18 protein-coding genes and 1 tRNA gene are annotated in these 15,291 nt (G+C 60.1%); 8 read left to right on the top strand and 11 right to left on the bottom strand.

Going from position 1 to position 15,291, the window contains the following annotated elements:
• Positions 1 to 29: 29 nt before the first annotated feature.
• The 3 genes from ACVWZG_RS08635 to ACVWZG_RS08625 all read right to left on the bottom strand — a co-directional run bounded on the left by ACVWZG_RS08635 (position 30) and on the right by ACVWZG_RS08625 (position 2,288).
• Positions 30 to 1,145 carry a glycosyltransferase family 4 protein gene (locus ACVWZG_RS08635; RefSeq protein WP_414390806.1) on the bottom strand — a complete coding sequence of 372 codons (1,116 nt, stop codon included), beginning with the start codon at positions 1,143 to 1,145 and terminating at the stop codon, positions 30 to 32.
• A 139-nt stretch (positions 1,146 to 1,284) separates the two neighbouring features.
• On the bottom strand, positions 1,285 to 1,425 hold the full coding sequence (locus tag ACVWZG_RS08630; protein ID WP_414419233.1) for a hypothetical protein: 141 nt from the start codon (positions 1,423 to 1,425) through the stop codon (positions 1,285 to 1,287).
• A 131-nt stretch (positions 1,426 to 1,556) separates the two neighbouring features.
• On the bottom strand, positions 1,557 to 2,288 hold the full coding sequence (locus tag ACVWZG_RS08625; RefSeq protein WP_457393304.1) for a M50 family metallopeptidase: 732 nt from the start codon (positions 2,286 to 2,288) through the stop codon (positions 1,557 to 1,559).
• Positions 2,289 to 2,447: 159 nt separating this feature from the next.
• Between ACVWZG_RS08625 and ACVWZG_RS08620 the strand changes: the two genes are divergently transcribed.
• Positions 2,448 to 3,080, top strand: a complete 633-nt coding sequence (locus ACVWZG_RS08620) for a class I SAM-dependent methyltransferase (RefSeq protein ID WP_414328936.1) — start codon at positions 2,448 to 2,450, stop codon at positions 3,078 to 3,080.
• Between the two features lie 22 nt (positions 3,081 to 3,102).
• Here the strand turns inward: ACVWZG_RS08620 and ACVWZG_RS08615 are convergent, their stop codons facing one another.
• From ACVWZG_RS08615 to ACVWZG_RS08600, 4 genes are all read right to left on the bottom strand, one after another.
• Entirely contained in the window at positions 3,103 to 3,930 is an 828-nt protein-coding gene (locus ACVWZG_RS08615; protein ID WP_041436737.1) for a thiazole synthase, read from the bottom strand.
• 32 nt (positions 3,931 to 3,962) lie between these two features.
• Complete coding sequence (gene thiS / locus ACVWZG_RS08610) at positions 3,963 to 4,160, bottom strand: sulfur carrier protein ThiS (protein ID WP_457387925.1); 198 nt, start codon at positions 4,158 to 4,160, stop codon at positions 3,963 to 3,965.
• A complete protein-coding gene (locus ACVWZG_RS08605; protein ID WP_457406061.1) occupies positions 4,148 to 5,296 on the bottom strand; it encodes an FAD-dependent oxidoreductase in 1,149 nt (382 codons plus the stop codon). The genes thiS and ACVWZG_RS08605 overlap by 13 nt, the downstream gene beginning before the upstream one ends.
• A 537-nt stretch (positions 5,297 to 5,833) precedes the next feature.
• Positions 5,834 to 6,910, bottom strand: coding sequence for an ABC transporter substrate-binding protein (locus ACVWZG_RS08600; protein WP_457405985.1), 1,077 nt, complete (start codon positions 6,908 to 6,910; stop codon positions 5,834 to 5,836).
• 570 nt (positions 6,911 to 7,480) lie between these two features.
• On the opposite strand from ACVWZG_RS08600, the gene upp reads away from it, so the two are divergent.
• The 3 genes from upp to ACVWZG_RS08585 all read left to right on the top strand — a co-directional run bounded on the left by upp (position 7,481) and on the right by ACVWZG_RS08585 (position 10,019).
• Positions 7,481 to 8,170, top strand: coding sequence for a uracil phosphoribosyltransferase (gene upp, locus ACVWZG_RS08595; protein ID WP_011433955.1), 690 nt, complete (start codon positions 7,481 to 7,483; stop codon positions 8,168 to 8,170).
• Between the two features lie 270 nt (positions 8,171 to 8,440).
• Positions 8,441 to 9,325 carry a hypothetical protein gene (locus ACVWZG_RS08590; protein WP_457405986.1) on the top strand — a complete coding sequence of 295 codons (885 nt, stop codon included), beginning with the start codon at positions 8,441 to 8,443 and terminating at the stop codon, positions 9,323 to 9,325.
• On the top strand, positions 9,312 to 10,019 hold the full coding sequence (locus tag ACVWZG_RS08585; RefSeq protein ID WP_414383967.1) for a tetratricopeptide repeat protein: 708 nt from the start codon (positions 9,312 to 9,314) through the stop codon (positions 10,017 to 10,019). Before ACVWZG_RS08590 ends, ACVWZG_RS08585 begins: the two co-directional genes overlap by 14 nt.
• 75 nt (positions 10,020 to 10,094) lie before the next feature.
• Here the strand turns inward: ACVWZG_RS08585 and ACVWZG_RS08580 are convergent, their stop codons facing one another.
• Together ACVWZG_RS08580 and ACVWZG_RS08575 are read right to left on the bottom strand one after the other, a co-directional pair.
• A complete protein-coding gene (locus ACVWZG_RS08580; RefSeq protein WP_414328994.1) occupies positions 10,095 to 10,247 on the bottom strand; it encodes a hypothetical protein in 153 nt (50 codons plus the stop codon).
• 72 nt (positions 10,248 to 10,319) lie between these two features.
• The gene (locus ACVWZG_RS08575) at positions 10,320 to 11,522 is read right to left on the bottom strand and encodes an LptF/LptG family permease (RefSeq protein ID WP_457387926.1); all 1,203 of its coding nucleotides are present in this window, start codon (positions 11,520 to 11,522) and stop codon (positions 10,320 to 10,322) included.
• A 173-nt stretch (positions 11,523 to 11,695) separates the two neighbouring features.
• Here ACVWZG_RS08575 and ACVWZG_RS08570 point away from each other — a divergent pair, with 173 nt between their 5' ends.
• Positions 11,696 to 13,165 carry a pyruvate kinase gene (locus ACVWZG_RS08570; protein ID WP_457405988.1) on the top strand — a complete coding sequence of 490 codons (1,470 nt, stop codon included), beginning with the start codon at positions 11,696 to 11,698 and terminating at the stop codon, positions 13,163 to 13,165.
• Positions 13,166 to 13,177: 12 nt separating this feature from the next.
• On the opposite strand, the gene lptB is transcribed toward ACVWZG_RS08570, so the two are convergent.
• Positions 13,178 to 13,906, bottom strand: coding sequence for an LPS export ABC transporter ATP-binding protein (gene lptB, locus ACVWZG_RS08565; RefSeq protein WP_414344406.1), 729 nt, complete (start codon positions 13,904 to 13,906; stop codon positions 13,178 to 13,180).
• A gap of 25 nt (positions 13,907 to 13,931) precedes the next feature.
• Here lptB and ACVWZG_RS08560 point away from each other — a divergent pair, with 25 nt between their 5' ends.
• From ACVWZG_RS08560 to ACVWZG_RS08550, 3 genes are all read left to right on the top strand, one after another.
• On the top strand, positions 13,932 to 14,153 hold the full coding sequence (locus tag ACVWZG_RS08560) for a hypothetical protein (protein WP_457405990.1): 222 nt from the start codon (positions 13,932 to 13,934) through the stop codon (positions 14,151 to 14,153).
• A gap of 18 nt (positions 14,154 to 14,171) precedes the next feature.
• On the top strand, positions 14,172 to 14,468 hold the full coding sequence (locus ACVWZG_RS08555; protein ID WP_011433947.1) for a hypothetical protein: 297 nt from the start codon (positions 14,172 to 14,174) through the stop codon (positions 14,466 to 14,468).
• Between the two features lie 167 nt (positions 14,469 to 14,635).
• Complete coding sequence (locus ACVWZG_RS08550; protein WP_457405992.1) at positions 14,636 to 15,127, top strand: pentapeptide repeat-containing protein; 492 nt, start codon at positions 14,636 to 14,638, stop codon at positions 15,125 to 15,127.
• Between the two features lie 76 nt (positions 15,128 to 15,203).
• Here ACVWZG_RS08550 and ACVWZG_RS08545 read toward each other — a convergent pair.
• A tRNA-Leu gene (locus ACVWZG_RS08545) sits at positions 15,204 to 15,284 on the bottom strand.
• Positions 15,285 to 15,291 lie beyond the last annotated feature (7 nt).

Raw genomic sequence — 15,291 nt, 5'->3', positions numbered from 1 at the left:
CCCAGTAGGGGACTCTGTGCTCCGCACCGCTAATCGGCGGCAATAACAGCCCGGTAGTAGCCTTCCAACTGTTGGGTGGCTGCCGACCAGCTCCAACGTTCTGCCTCTTGGCGGGCTTGCTGTCGGAAGAGCTGTCGCTGCCCGACGCTGCTCAGGAGTTGCTGGGTAACCTGGACAAAGTCGCTATCCGAATTGGGATCGAACAGAAAGCCATTGCGCCCACTGTCCACCACATCGGTAATGCCGCCGCAGCGGGGGGCAATCACCGGACAACCGGCAGCCATGGCTTCCAACAGAACCAGCCCCAAGGTCTCGGTGCGGGAGGGGAACACGAACAAATCCGCCGAAGCAAAGGCCGCTGCCAGAGACTCCCCCTGCAGATAGCCCGTAAACACCACATCGTAGCCGGCAAAATGTTGCTCCAGGGATCCCCGCTCTGGCCCATCTCCCACAATAGCTAGGCGCGCCTGCGGGATCCGCTCTAGCAACACCCGGATCCGCCCTACTTCCTTCTCAGCCGAAAGCCGTCCCACGTAGAGCAAGAGAGGCCGTTCCGGTTGCCCTGCGGTGAGCCGAGCCCGCATCTCTGGACTGGCAGCCTGGGGATGAAACAACTCCGTATCCACTCCCCGCTGCCACAGTTGCACCCGCTCAATGCCGTGGGCGCTCAGCTCCTGCATCATGGCCGTCGAGGTGCAAAGATTGACCCGCGCCAAATTGTGCCCCAGCTTCAGGAGATTCCACAAAACCCCTTCCAGAAAGCCCAGCCCATAATGCTGCAGATACTTCGGCAGATGGGTATGGTAGGAGGCCACCAGCGGGATCCCCATCGTCTGGCTGTAGTAGAGGCCCCCCAATCCCAAAACTGCCGGGTTCACCACGTGGATCACATCCGGTCGGAAACGGCTGAGCAACTTGCCGATGGCCGGGCCAGGGGCGGCCAGCTTCAACTCTGGATACAAAGGCAGTGGCATCCCCGGGATCCCGTAGACCCGTGCCCGTGCAAACCGCCGGGGGGCTCCCCGGGGCGCGACGATGAGCACCGAGTTGCCTCGAGCGGTTAGGTGACGCACCGTGTGGCAGAGGCGGGTAACGATGCCATCCACCTTGGGCAGAAACGTCTCCGTAAATAGGGCTATGCGCATCAGGGATCCCAAGCCTACTGTTATTGCTCCGCAACGCTGCTGCGACCGCGCCACTCGGACGGAGTCCTCAAAGACTCTAGAATGAGTGTTGCACAAAACGACAACGCCGCTACGACTTCCGTCAGCAGACTTGAGTACCTCACTCCACCGGAAAAGAATGGGGCGTTGGCTCAGGTTCGGTGAAAGTCTGCACCTGGCCTTGGCCAAGCGTATCTGCGGCGGTTTTGCTGATCAACAGTAAGGTCGCCGCCAGGGCCAGCCCGATAATATCCCGCCACATGCTCCACTCCTCAGCTCCTCACTCCTCTTGCCCATTACTGTAGCGGCGGTTTTCTCGACTTGGCAGGGATAGAGGACGGATTTTTACATAACACGAACCACTGCCAAAATTGCGGCTTTGCCCCCCACCGGCTAGTCTCGGAACGTCAGTTGCAAGCTGGTTATCAGCAGCACCAAAGAAGAGACCGCCATCACCCCTCCCCAAAACCAGTAGGGCAAGAACAAGTTTTGGGCAATTTGGCTGGAATCGGAGTGGATCACCTGCCCGTTGATCACAGCAGAGGCCGTAAATAAGTAGTCAAGCTGGTGGTAGGTGCTCACACAGGCCTGCACCCCCAAAAATTGTGCAGCGAAGCCCCGCAGCCAGGGGGAGGCCCAGCGAGCTACCGCCAGGATCCCCAAACCCATACCCAAGAGGAACAGGAGGCCAAAGGGAGAGCGAACCCAGAGCAGCGTCGATAGCAACAGCAGGGATCCCAGAAGTACCAGCCCCAACCGAGTTGTGCTGTGGCGGCGGGAGGCAAGGATGAACAGGGCCCCAGCCAGCGGCGGCCCCATCGGCCCAGCAGCGGCCACCAAAGCTTGCCCCACCCGTCCCAAAAACAGCTCGCCACTGTGAATGGCCAGCCCCGAGCCGTCGGGATAGATCTCCAGACGATGAAACTCCCCCCCCAACAGCACTGCCATCAGACCATGGCCCATCTCGTGAAACCAGGTGGCCAACAAGGTAAAGGGGTAGAGGATGTAGTTACCCCAGGGAAACCGCCAGAGCAAGACCGTCAGACCTGCAGCAACCACCAGCCAAACCAAGCTGTGCCGGTTAGGTCTTCCAGAAGGGGGAGAAGGCAGCTCAAACTGAGTCATCATCAGCAGGTGGATGGAGAAAAGGCCTAAGATGGCCCATCTCCCCAGACGACTGCCGGCGGGAAAAAGTTCCACATAGGCCAAGAAAATAGCCAGGCCAACTCCCCTGCTGGGAGAGGGGCTAGGTAGGCTGAAAGAGCCCCTGAGGGATCCCTGTCTGTGGCCACCTTCCTGCGGGATTGGAGCTACCGCTTTCCCTGGCTTTACCGCAGCATCAGTCGCGGGGCTGCCCTGGCAGTGGGCGGATATGAGCGGTTGCGGAAATTGCCCCTACAAGGGATCCAGATTCATCCCCAGGAGCGGGTGTTGGATCTCTGCTGTGGCCCAGCTGAAGTAACCCCACTGTTGGCGGAGCTGAGCCAGCAGGTGGTGGGCCTGGATGCTTCCCCCAAAGCTCTAGCGGCAGCCCGCAAACGCCTTCCCCAGGTGGAGTTTGTGGAGGCCTTTGCCCAAGATATGCCCTTTCCCAATGCCAGCTTTGATTGGGTGCATACCAGCTTGGCTCTGCACGAATTGTCCTTCGCCGACTTGGAGCAGGTGCTGCGGGAAGTGTGGCGGGTGCTCAAGCCGGGGGGAGGACTCTTGATTCTGGATCTGCACGCGCCTCGACAACCCTTGATCTGGCCTGGGCTGGCCCTCTTTTTGGCCCTGTTTGAAACCGAGACCGCCTGGGAGCTACTCAAGCTGGACTTGCCCGAGCATTTGCAGCAGCAGGGTTGGCAATCCATCCGGCAGACCCTCCACGCTGGGGGAGCTCTGCAGGTTATCCAGGCGCGAAAGCCTGCCGCCTGAGCTGCACCCCTGAGAGCGGCAGTCAGCCCTGGTGCCAAAAGGGAGTGCCGAGGACAGGCGTACTGGGCTGAGCTGTTTCCTGAGGGATCATGGCCCCGGCCAGGTAGGCTCGGCGGCCTGAGCGCACCGCTTCTGCAAAGGCCTCGGCCATGGCCACCGGATCCCGGGCCAAGGCCACCGCCGTGTTTAGCAGCACCCCGTCGAAGCCCCACTCCATCACCTGGCAGGCATGGGAGGGCAGGCCCAAGCCGGCATCCACGATCAGCGGCGCCTCGATCCGCTCCCGCAGCAGGCGCAAGTTGTAGGGGTTGAGAGGGCCTTTGCCGGTGCCGATGGGGGCCGCCCAGGGCATCACCACCTCACAGCCAGCATCCAAAAGCCGCTGGCAGAGCACCAGGTCGTCGGTGCTATAGGGCAGCACCTTAAAGCCGCGCCGGACCAGCTCAGCAGCAGCAGTGGGCAGTTGCACGGGATCCGGCTGCAGCGTGTAGTCATCCCCGATCAACTCCAGCTTGATCCAGTCGGTGCCGAACACCTCCCGCGCCATCTCCGCCGTTGTGATCACCTCCTGCACGCTGTGGCAGCCGGCGGTGTTGGGCAGAACCGGGATCCCCATCTTCTGCAACAGAGCCCAGAACCTCTGGGAAGTTTCTGGCCCCAGTGCCCCTTGCCGCCGCAGAGAAACCGTCAACAAACAGGGCTGCGCGCGCGCCACCGCCTGCTCCAAAATGGCTGGCGAAGGGTAGCGAGCCGTACCCAACATCAGACGGCTGGGCAACGGTTGGCCATAGAGCACCAAAGGATCCTCATCGGCCAGAGTTGAGGGAGAGCAATGGAGAAGGGTGGACATGGCTGAGGCAGATAGAAAAGCGGACTTGAGCGCTAGCCGCCGGCAACCGGAGCGACGATCTCCACCTGGTCGCCTTCTTGCAGACGAGTTTGCTCGTATTGGGCACGCGGCACAAACTTCAGATTAACCGCTACCGCAAAAGGGCCGCTGGCCCCCACCTGAGCCACTGCCTCGGCCAAAGTGGTGCCTTCCGGCAAATCGTAAGGCTTCTGGTTGATCAAGACACGCATGGCGACAGGGACTCACCGGAAAAAGGGGCAGCCTGCACCTGAAAGGGGATCCCAAGCTGCTGAGCCAAGCGACAACTGCCCTGGTGAAGATACTCCAAGACAGCATCGTGGATGGCCGGGGAGATCAGAAAGCCATGGCGATAGAGGCCGTTGATCTGCAACAGGCGAGGTGAGCGCTCCACCACGGCTGGCAAATGGTCTGCCAAGGTGGGACGACATTGGCTGCCCAATTCCAGGATACGCGCTTCTGCAAAGGCAGGATGTACGGCGTAGGCGGCGCTGAGCAACTCCAAAGCCGAGCGAACGCTCACCGGCGAGCGATCCTCAGATTCGATTTCGGTGGCCCCCACTACGAACAGGTGTCCCGGCTTGGGAGCGATGTAGATCGGATAGCGAGGGTGCAACAGCCGGGTTGGGCGCCGCAAAGAGACTTCCGGGGCATACAGGCGCACCACCTCACCCCGAACTCCGCGCAGCAGTTTTTGCCCGCCCCATTCTTTTTGGGCCCCCAGGCCGCGGCAATCCAAAACCCAGCCTCCGGTTTGTTGCTGCCAGGCTTGGGCCTGCTTCAGATCCCAGGGGCAACCCCACTCCACCTCCACCTCGTGCTGCCGCAGCTTGGCCAGCAGAGCCGACAACAGTTGGCGGTTGTCCAGTTGGCCCTCTTGGGGAAGATACAGACCCTGCGCAAATCGCCCGGCTACCGATGGCTCCAGCTCGGCAATAGCCTGGGCATCCAGCGGCTGAGGGCGGGGGAGATGCGGGAGGTGTTCCCCCACAGCGGCCAGTAGCGCCGAGAAGCGCTTGGCTTCCCCGGCATCTTGGCGGTGCCAGAGGATCAAAGTGCCCTCCTGCTGAAAGAAAACCGGCTCTGGCAGGCTGGCCAGAAGGGCGGGCCAGCGGGAGAGGGCATAGTACCCCTGGGCCACCACACTGGCTTCGGCGATGGCAGACTCGGCTAGGGGAGCCAGCATAGCAGCGGCAAAATGGGCAGCACTGCTCTCAACAGCAGCAGCAGGAGCCGCCTCCACAATGCGGACAGGATGCCCAACCTCGACAAGGCTGGCGGCCAACAGACGCCCCATCAGCCCAGCCCCGAGGACAAGGATGGGATCCCGCTGCGCTGCCCAAGGCAAAGTGATCCCTGCTGCGTCAGCGGCGGGGAATGAGCCCGTCAGACTGGCTGGCGGGTCTGGCGGAGAAGAGGAGGGTGAAAGGGTCAAAGTGCCCTGCGCTGCTGACACAATGGATTCCATACTGGATCCCATGATAGGCTTTCCAGCTCGGCGATGAATCTGCTCCCACCTGTGCCTGCATTTGTTGATGGAGTGCTGGGCCAAGCTTCGCTGGAACGCCTTTTCACTTGGAGCTTTTTGTTTGATCTCGCTGTTGGTCTCCGGGATCCGTCTGGGGGTGCCGGTGTTGCTGGCGGTGTTGGGGGAGGTGATCACGCAGTGTTCTGGCATTCTCAATTAAACCGGAATGAAACATTTCCCTCTAGCCCCCTTCTCCCTCTGAGAGTAAGGAATGGGGGTGAGGGCAGTGGCGCGGAGCGTTTAGGGGGTGTCTCAATCTAGTTTGAAATGACTATAGTTCCCCTCTCCCTTGGTGGAAGAGGGGCTGGGGGCGAGGGGGGATCCCTTGGGCTGAGAAGCGCCAAGGGTGGAAGTCCGTCAGGCAGTGTAGTAGGCAGTGCCTTTATTGACGAAGCCCAGTGTGTAGGCAGCCCGGTAGTTGATGGTTGGCTCAAATACGCCGGCCACCGTCATGCTGTCGAAGAAGTCTTGCCAGCGTTTGTCGGTCATGGCGCCAATGCCTTTTTCCAACGCATCGCCGGACAAGATGATGCCGTACTCCTGCAATTTCTCGAAGCTGTAGGCCAACTGGGCATCGGTCATCTCCGGGTTGTCCTGCTTGATCAAGCGATAGGCCGGACGGGGATCCTCCAAGAAGCTGTACCAGCCTTTGATAGAGGCATCCACGAATCGCTCCACCAAGTCGGGCTTGGTTTCCACCAGTTGGCGACGGGTTTCGATGGTGGTGGCATAGGGTTTGTAGCCCAAATCCGCCAGGAGGAAGACCACCGGCTCAAATCCCCCTTCCCGTTGGATGGCAAAAGGCTCGGATGTCAGATAGCCTTGCTGAGCTGAGCTGGGATCCGCCAAAAAGGGGCCGGGGTTGAAGTTGTAGGGACGAACCTGATCGTCGGTGAAGCCAAAGCGGGCCTTTAGGTAGGGCCAGTAGGTGGCAAGCCCCCCTTTCGAGACGAAAATGGGCCGGCCCTTGAGCTCTTCAAAGCGCTGGGTGCCGGGGTGGGTCATGATGATCTGCGGGTCTTTCTGGAAAATGGCTGCCACACACACCAAAGGGATCCCTTCTCGCACAGCATTGATCACCCCTGTGCTTCCCCCCATGGCAAACTCGGCAGCTCCACCGGCCAAAACTTGGGTGATGTTGATGCCGGGGCCACCCATCTTGATGGTTACATCCAGGCCATGCTCGCGGTAGATGCCGGTCGCCACCGCCTGATAGAAGCCGCCATGTTCCGCCTGAGCATACCAGTTGGTAGCATAGGAAACGCGATCCAGGCCGGATCCCTGAGCCACGATCAGGGTGGGAGAGGGTTTGCGCTGAGCTTGGCCGCCCCCTGCCGCCAGCAGACCGCCCCCAAGGGCTGCGGCCCCCACCTTGAGAAGTTGACGGCGGCTCAGAGCGTTGGTGTTCGAGTCAGAGGGTTGAGGCGAAGCCATATCCATTCTTCCTAACCTAATCCTTGCAGGGTGTGAGGGGGCCAAAGATGCAGGTACAGCCTATTGAGGGGCTACGGATACGGTTGTAAACCTACTTGTTCTAAACCTCATCGGAGTCAAGCCTCAGAAACACGATGTTTTGTATCCCTTAAGTTTTGTATCCCTTAATTTGTGAACAGGCTGTAACTTGCGACACCCCATTAAGCCAGAAACCCTTGGGCAGAGCGGTATCTCCGGCTACCGGCACTTGCAGACGAGAGCCGTTGGCGTTCGGTTCCATCGGCGGGAGGCCAAGCTGCCCTGGGGCCAGCACCTCAGTTCGCAAATGGCAAGAGGAACAAAACCCGAAACCAGCCTTGCCCTGGTCTATCCCAAACCTGTAGCCACCGAACATGACCGGCGCTCGAAGTAACCTGCAGATCTCATTCTGCCGCAATCTTGCTGGGTCAAAGAGCCCCACCCCTTGAGCATTTGCCGGAGCTGTTGGCAATTTATCCCCGGTCGGGATGGAGTTGCGGCCAATTGGAGAGCTTGCTTTCTAGAGCTTGCTTTCTGCTAAGGCAACCCGCTATGCTACCGCCCAGATTGAGGCATTCTCCCGTGGCAAGTCAGCAGCTTCGTGTCTATGTCCCCCCTCACCCGCTCATTAAGCACTGGCTAACCGTGGCTCGGGATGCGGAGACGCCCATGCCCCTGTTTCGCACGGCCATGTCGGAGCTGGGCCGCTGGCTAACCTATGAGGCGATGCGGGAGTGGATCCCCACCCAAACCGTTCAGGTGCAAACCCCTTTGGAACCCGTTGCCGCAGAGGTCATCGCGCCGGATACCCTGCTGGGCATTGTGCCTGTATTGCGGGCTGGCTTGGCGATGCTGGAAGGCTGTCAGGCCCTTTTGCCCCAGGCGCGGATCTTTCACATTGGCATGGTGCGGGATGAGGAAACGCTGCAGGCCAGTTGCTACCTCAATCGCCTTCCAGAGCGGATCCCTGAACAGATGCGCATTCTCATTCCCGAGCCGATGTTGGCCACCGGGGGCACGCTGCTCTGGGTTTTGGATGAGCTAAAAAAACGGGGGGCGGATCCCAGCTTGGTTAGAATTGTCAGCGCATTGGCAGCGCCCCCAGGGTTACAGCGGTTGGGATCCCACTACCCGATGGTGCAAATCTTCTGCGCCATGATTGACGAGCGGCTGAACGATCGAGGGTTCATTTTGCCCGGGCTGGGGGATGCAGGGGATCGCGCCTTCGGCACAGAGAACTAGCCACTGACCCACTCAATCTGTCTGTCTTCTCTGCTGCTGGTTTTTGAGCCAAGATCTTCGGCGACACACGCATTCTGTAGTGCTCAATCGAGCTTTTACCACTTCTGGCGCACGGATTGCCCATTCACCCAGATGCTTTGAGGGAGAGCATTTGAGGCTAATCCCCCTCAGGTTGGTCAAGCTATTGGATCATAGGTACTGTAGGACGCTTCAGCCGGTCGTGCTGCTTGAAATTTTGACGGGGCCAGCGCCTTTCCCTTTCCTGCACCTATGCGACTTGTCCTTACCAGTTTAGATGGCAGCTTGCTGGATCTAGAGTTCAACAGCTATGGTGCTGCCCGACAAGCCTTGGCTGCCCTAGAGCGCCGCTCCATTCCCTTGGTGCTCTACAGCCTGCGCACCCGCGCTCAACTGGAACATGTGCGGCGGCAGTTACGCCTGGAGCATCCGTTCATCTGTGAGGATGGCTCTGCCGTTTACGTTCCCGAGCATTACTTCCCGGCGGGCATCCTAGACGAGCAGTGGCAACACCGACCGCCCTACTACGTGTATGCTTTGGGTCTGCCCTATTCTCGCCTGCGCAGCATCCTGCAACAGGTGCGTCAAGAGTCCCACTTGGATTTGATCGGGTTTGGGGATTGGACTGCCTCTGAGCTGGCCGCTGCCACTGGGATCCCTTTGGAAGAGGCAGAGCGGGCGCAGCAGCGAGAGTACAGTGAGATTTTCAGCTATTCCGGGGATCCCGAAACCCTACGGGAAGCTTTTGCCCAACAAGAGGCCAACCTCACCCAACATCTGCTGCGGGTGCGTCAGCTTCACTTCTCCAGCCTGCCGCAATGGTATCTGACCGGATGGATGCAGCCAACGATGGCCGCAGAACCCAATTTCTCGCCGGGGGAGCAGGCGGTGCGGCGGCTGCTGGATTGCTATCAACGGCATTTGGGCCCTATCAAGGCTTTGGGCATTGGTTGTTCCCCGCCCGATGTGGCCTTTTTGCGGTGGACGGAGCAAAAAGTGGTGCTTCCCAGCCCAATTGCGGATAGCCTCTGGAGTGAGGCCCTGCCCCAATGGCAATTGGCTCAGCTCCCCGGCCCAGAGGGGTGGAATGAAGTGGTGTTGATGTGGTTGGAGGAAACAGATCATGGTGATGAATAGGCAGCAGATTGGTCGTCAGGCTGTACCCTTAGGCCTGAAAACGGTGGGGTGCCTGCTGAGCTTGGCGGTGGCCATGCCTGCCCACGCGCAACCGCCCATGACCCTACTGACAGGGGAGCCGACGGTCGCCCAACTGAAGGAAGACGGAGCTCGCTATCTGCAGATGGGCTTCCATACCTTGGCCATCAACGCCTACCGGAGCGCAATTGAACTGGAAGAAAAAACCTTGGTGCTGCCCAGCGAACGGGATCCCGACGTGCCTTTCAACCTCGGCTTGATCTATGCCCGTCAAGGCAAGCTGGCGGAGGCCCGCGCCGCCTTTCAGCGCTCGGTGGAGGTGGATCCCAGTGGCTTTAAGGCTCGCTATCAACTGGCCTTGGTGGATCTCAAGCTGGGGAACCTGGTCGCTGCCAAAGAGCAGCTCACCCTCTTGGCCCATGCCGCCAGCAACCATCCCGAAACCCACAGCCATATTCAAGCTCTGCTGGCCACTCTGGAGTCTGTTCCCTTGCCCGGCCAACAAGGGGAGAACCCGGCTCGCCCTCCAGCCGTTGAGTCAGAAGCCGCCAAGCTTTTGCTCGAACCTCAGAAAACAGAAACAGCCGCCCTGCCAACTGCGACTGAAAAGAAAGGGCCAGAGGAAGAGAAACCCCTCTCGCTTCTGCAGCGGCTCCGCCAACAGGAGCGGGACTAGTTCTCTCTCGGCCCAGACTGACAACCCATGAAGGCATGTAGCTGGATGCCAGGGATCCCGTCACCGGGCCTTGGGCTAGGCTCGCCCCTTTTGGGGATCCGACTGAGAATCCTCGGGCTGGGGCCCTTTGGTGGTGAACACCGTGGTGAACATCATCAGCATGCCTCCCCCCAAGATCAGCAGGGCTAATCCGCCAAACATCCAATTCATCCAAGCTTGAACTTCCATGGGGGAGCTCTCCAGAATACGAGAATCCATTGGGCAGTTTTATCCTACATCTGGAGAAACGGTGCCCAGCAGCTACTGATTGGCTCGGTAAAGCAACCCCAGCCCTACGGCGGCACAGATCAAGTTGGGCAACCAAGCCGCCATTGCTGGCCCCAGCGTCCCAATTTGTCCCAGCGCCTGGGTGATGAACAGCAGCACATAGAAGGCAAAGATAATCAGCACACTGATGCCCAACCCCAAAGAGGAACCGGTGCGCTGCGGGCGCAGCCCCAAAGGCACCCCAATCAGGGTAAACGCCAGACACGCGAAAGGAATGGCATACTTTTGGTTGAGGCTGACCTGCAGACGGCGCACCCGTTGCAGATCTCCAGAACTGGCGATCACCTCGATGTAATGCTTCAGCTCCCGAATGTTCATTTCCTCAGGGCTGCGAATCTCCTGAGCCAGCTCCAGCGGCGCGCGAGGCAGACGCAACTCCTGCCGGCTGAAGGTGGCAATGTTGCTGTAGGTGCCATCCGGAGAAACGATGTAGTTGGTGCCATCCTCAAACACCCAAAGATTCTCTTGGGGATCCCAGCGCCCCCGCTGGGCCAGCAGAATTTGGTTGAGCGCCTCGTTGGAAAAATCCAGGACGATAATGCCGCGCATTTGCTTCCCATCGAAGCTGCGGGCGTAGAACTGACGGGTTAGCCCTTGTCGCCGGGAAAAGGTGCCGTCTGGCTCAGGCATGAGGATCTCGCCAAATTCTTGGTAGAGGATATTCTCCCGCCGGAAGTCGGGATCCCGATTTAAAGCTCGGTTCAAAGTCGTGGCCGCTTGGCGATTGCTCACCGGCACCACCAGCTCATTGAACAGAAACGTTAACGTCGTCACCAGCAAGCTGAGGACGAGGGCAGGCACCATGAGGCGGTAAAGGCTCACCCCGCATCCGCGCAAGGCCGTGATCTCGTTGTCGGCAGACAAGCGCCCATAGGCCAGCAACGTCGCCAGCAACATGGACATCGGGAACGTCAGGACGATGATCCCCGGCGCCCGCAACACAAACACCTGTAACGCCGCCGAAAGCGACAGACCCGCTTCCACCACCAGGCGCACCAGCTCAAACAGGGATCCCACCGCCATCACCAAGGTTGTGAAAGCTCCCACCCCAAAGAGAAACGGCAGCAGCATCTCCGAGAGGACATAGCGATCCATCAGGCCCACCGCGCAAACGAGGGAGAGCCTGTGGTCAGGCCGCTCGCGGGAACGGGCAGGAGGGAGAGAATGAAGTTTCACGCAACCCAAGGAAGTAGTAGGCAGGACAGCCGAAGGCTGTTAACGACTCTAGACCGGAACACTGGGCAATGAAAGGCTATCGCCTTCCTTTCTCAACCTAACCCGCCTATGATCGACCCCAAGTAAGCTCAGGCATAGAATTGGGCCCGGTTTGTCTTGGGAAGACTTTCGACATGGTTTCCTCCTCTTCCCCCTCCTGCAATCTTAGGAGTTTGCTGGAGCGGCTCCTGGAGCTGCGGCAGCAGGTTGTAGAGGGATCCCAGAAATACTTGGCCGCTTGGGGCTGCCTTACGAGCCCTCCTGCGGCCATCCACAACCTGGCGCGCTACCTGGCGCTGCGCCAACAGGATCTGCGCAGCTTGCAACTGGAGCTGGCGGCTGCGGGGCTGTCCTCGCTGGGGCGCTGTGAGTCGCGGGTTCTGGAGAGCCTGGATGCGGTGATTGCTATTTTGGCAGCCACCCAGGGTTTGACCCATACGGCACCCAGCTATGAAGAGTTTTACGCCGGGGATACGGCACTAGAGCAGCACGCCGAGGCGCTGTTTGGCCCTCCTTCTCCCCATCGCCGCGCGCGCATCATGGTGACCCTGCCCAGCGAAGCCGCCGAGCAGCCGGAGCTGTTGCTGCAGTTGTTGGAGCGGGGCATGAACGTGGCCCGCATCAACTGCGCCCACGACGAGCCCTCGGTGTGGGAGAAAATGGTGGCCCACTTGCGCCAGGCCGAAGCCCAGACCCAACGGCGTTGCAAGATTTTGCTGGACCTGGCTGGCCCCAAGATCCGCACCGGCCCAGTGGCCATGCCCCCCGGCAAAACCAAGGTGTACCGCGGGGATCGCATCCTGCTCACCGCGAAGGTTCCTGAGGCCAGCGCCGATATCTCCTGCCAGGTGACCTGCAGCCTGCCGGAGGTTTTGGCGCACCTGCAAGTGGGGGCAACCGTTTGGATCGACGACGGCAAAATCGGCGCCCGCGTGGTAAGGATCGAGCCGGCAGGCGTGGTGCTGGAGGTGGACAAAGTTGCCCCTCAGGGCAAGAAGTTGCGAGCAGAAAAAGGCCTCAATTTTCCTGACAGTCAGCTCCAGATCCGTTCCCTTACCGACAAAGACTGCCAAGACCTGGACTTTGTGGTGCGGCATGCCGACTTGGTGGGCTATTCCTTCGTCCAGCAGCCCGCGGACTTGCAGTTGCTGGTTTCTGAGCTGGAGCGGCGGCAGGCTCGCCCCGATCTGGGCTTGATCCTCAAGATGGAAACGCAGCGGGCGGTGAAAAACCTGCCGGCCTTGATCGCGACCGTTGCCGGCTGCCGGCCCCTGGGGGTGATGATTGCCCGCGGCGATCTGGCCGTGGAGATCGGTTGGCTGCGCTTGGGCGAGATCCAGGAGGAACTGCTGTGGATCTGCGAGGCAGCCCAGGTGCCGGTGGTCTGGGCTACCCAGGTGCTGGATCAGCTCACCAAGGAGGGCTTGCCCTCGCGGCCTGAGCTTTCCGATGCGGTGATGTCTGCCCGCGCCGAATGCGTGATGCTCAACAAGGGCCAGTATTTGCTGGAGGCGGTCGCCCTCCTCGATGAGCTGCTGGCCCGTATGCAGACCCACCAACACAAGAAAAGCCAACGCCTGCGAGCTCTGTACTCCTGGAGGTGACCTGGAGCTGCCCTAGAGACGGAACTTCTCCCCCAGGTAATACTTGCGCACCAAGGGATCCGCTGCCAACTCAGCAGAAGTGCCTTTGGCCAGGATTGCCCCGTCGTTGAGGATATAGGCGCGATCGGTGATCTCCAGCGTCTCCCGCACGTTGTGGTCAGTAATCAAAACACCGATGCCCCGTTGCTTGAGCTTGGCCACCACCTCCTGAATATCCGCCACCGCGATGGGATCCACCCCCGCAAAGGGCTCATCCAGCAGCAGAAATTTCGGCCCGTGGATCCCAGCGGCCAAGGCACGGGCGATCTCCGCTCGGCGACGCTCCCCCCCCGATACCTGCAGGCCCAGGCTGTGGGCCACGTGGGCGATGCGAAACTCCTCCAGCAGTTGGTTGAGCCGCTGCTGCCAGAGGCGGCGAGGCACCCCCGTTTGCTCCATGATCAGCAGCAGGTTGTCTTGGATGCTGAGGCGACGAAAAATACTCGGCTCCTGGGCCAGGTAGCCGATCCCCAATTGGGCCCGGCGATGCATGGGCAGGTGGGTGATGTCTTGGTCATCCAACCAGACATGGCCGCGGTTGGGCTGGATCAGGCCAGTCATGATGTAGAACGTGGTGGTTTTCCCCGCCCCATTGGGGCCCAGGAGCCCCACGATTTCCCCCTGCTGAATGTTCAGGCTAACGTCGCTCACCACCTCACGGCGGCCATAGCGCTTACAGATGTTTTCTAAGTAGATCTGCATAGGGCCGGCACAGGGCTGCTGATCAATGCTTACTGATTCTGTAGGGCTGATTCTCTCCAACCGACAGGGATCCCGGCTGCCGCAGCGCACAGGCTACTTCCTCAAAGATGCCCCAAACCCCGCCCACAATCCAGGGGAGTGTAGGCAAAGTGGATCCCTCTCAAGCCAACTGGAGGGATCCTTAATGGGGTTCTCATATAGCTCACGGCAACTGCTCGCCCCCCTCAAAATGGGATCATTTCACTAGGGGATCCCTGGCCTTCCCATGCTTCGCTGCCCAGCTTGCTACTGGCTCAACTCCAACTCCGATTATCGCTGTCGTCGCTGTGGGCACTTTTTGCGCCATCGCCCGCTTCCTGTTGCCGAGAAACTCAACCCAAGAAGGCCAACAACCAGCCCTGCCGGCTGGCGGGAAATCCGCTGGGATCGCGTCCTGACTTCCTCGGCAATACTCGGGGTTTTGGTGGGGTTGGGGCAACTGTCTTGGCATTGGGTGCAGCCGCTGCTCAAAGATCCACCCCTTCCCAGTGTTGGCAACGGCCCGGCAGCTTCGGGACGATAGGACTCCAAACGTCATCCCGCCCTGAGAGAGCCTGCTATCAGGTGGGCCAGACAGACCTGCGGAGTGGCCGAAGCCAGAAGATGCCACTATCATGTGACCAGCGCAGAACCATCCCCCTCTGCTGTGTCCCTTCACGTAAACCTTCAAAATTGTGAGGCTTGGTAACCATGAACCTCAATCTCAAAGTTCCCGCCATTTGGGCAATACTGGCCACGGCAGCCTTGGCTTCCTCTGCCGCAGCCACAACCTACAACTCTTGTTTTATGCGCTACCTCATGGCTTCCCGCACCTGTCCCAACTGCCGCCTGGGATCCATTGAGCTGAGCAATCTGGATTTGGCGGAGGCCAATTTCAGCGGTTCCGATCTCATCGAGGCCAATCTGGAGCGCACCATCTTGACGGGCGCCGATCTCAGCCAGTCTTACCTGGTGGGGGCCAATTTGCGGCGGGCTCAATTGGGGGGAGCCAACCTGAGTGGCGCTTACCTGGAGGGAGCGGATTTGCGGGGGGCCAACCTGCGGGGGGCCGATCTCTCTTCTGCATCCCTGTACGGCGCCGACTTGCGGGGGGCCGATCTACGCGACGCCAACCTGGTTGGGGCTGACCTGCGCTTTGCTCGCACCTGGGGCGCACGCCTGCAGGGTGCCGTTCGGGAATAGTGCCAAAGGCCGAAGCCAGCTTCCCCTCTCCCTCTCTGGGAGAGGGACTAATGAATAACGCGTACTAATTGCGTAATGCGGATGGCGAGACTCGAACTCGCAAGGCAAAGCCACACGCCCCTCAAACGTGCGCGTATACCAATTCCGCCACATCCGCTTCCGAG

It is taken from the genome of Thermostichus sp. OS-CIW-33 (genome assembly GCF_054059615.1).
The sequence above is the reverse complement of the archived record's forward strand: the minus strand, read 5'-3'. Positions and strand labels throughout refer to the sequence as shown.

What these genes read in the sequence shown, in the direction of transcription:
- ACVWZG_RS08615 (WP_041436737.1), bottom strand. Translation starts at nt 3,930, where the DNA reads ATGTCCACCCTTCTCCATTGCTCTCCCTCAACTCTGGCCGATGAGGAT.
- ACVWZG_RS08560 (WP_457405990.1), top strand. Translation starts at nt 13,932, where the DNA reads ATGCTTACTGATTCTGTAGGGCTGATTCTCTCCAACCGACAGGGATCC.
- ACVWZG_RS08550 (WP_457405992.1), top strand. Translation starts at nt 14,636, where the DNA reads ATGAACCTCAATCTCAAAGTTCCCGCCATTTGGGCAATACTGGCCACG.
- ACVWZG_RS08630 (WP_414419233.1), bottom strand. Translation starts at nt 1,425, where the DNA reads ATGTGGCGGGATATTATCGGGCTGGCCCTGGCGGCGACCTTACTGTTG.
- ACVWZG_RS08625 (WP_457393304.1), bottom strand. Translation starts at nt 2,288, where the DNA reads ATGACTCAGTTTGAGCTGCCTTCTCCCCCTTCTGGAAGACCTAACCGG.
- upp (WP_011433955.1), top strand. Translation starts at nt 7,481, where the DNA reads ATGCTACCGCCCAGATTGAGGCATTCTCCCGTGGCAAGTCAGCAGCTT.
- ACVWZG_RS08635 (WP_414390806.1), bottom strand. Translation starts at nt 1,145, where the DNA reads ATGCGCATAGCCCTATTTACGGAGACGTTTCTGCCCAAGGTGGATGGC.
- lptB (WP_414344406.1), bottom strand. Translation starts at nt 13,906, where the DNA reads ATGCAGATCTACTTAGAAAACATCTGTAAGCGCTATGGCCGCCGTGAG.
- ACVWZG_RS08570 (WP_457405988.1), top strand. Translation starts at nt 11,696, where the DNA reads ATGGTTTCCTCCTCTTCCCCCTCCTGCAATCTTAGGAGTTTGCTGGAG.
- thiS (WP_457387925.1), bottom strand. Translation starts at nt 4,160, where the DNA reads ATGCGTGTCTTGATCAACCAGAAGCCTTACGATTTGCCGGAAGGCACC.
- ACVWZG_RS08600 (WP_457405985.1), bottom strand. Translation starts at nt 6,910, where the DNA reads ATGGCTTCGCCTCAACCCTCTGACTCGAACACCAACGCTCTGAGCCGC.
- ACVWZG_RS08580 (WP_414328994.1), bottom strand. Translation starts at nt 10,247, where the DNA reads ATGGAAGTTCAAGCTTGGATGAATTGGATGTTTGGCGGATTAGCCCTG.
- ACVWZG_RS08555 (WP_011433947.1), top strand. Translation starts at nt 14,172, where the DNA reads ATGCTTCGCTGCCCAGCTTGCTACTGGCTCAACTCCAACTCCGATTAT.
- ACVWZG_RS08585 (WP_414383967.1), top strand. Translation starts at nt 9,312, where the DNA reads ATGGTGATGAATAGGCAGCAGATTGGTCGTCAGGCTGTACCCTTAGGC.
- ACVWZG_RS08590 (WP_457405986.1), top strand. Translation starts at nt 8,441, where the DNA reads ATGCGACTTGTCCTTACCAGTTTAGATGGCAGCTTGCTGGATCTAGAG.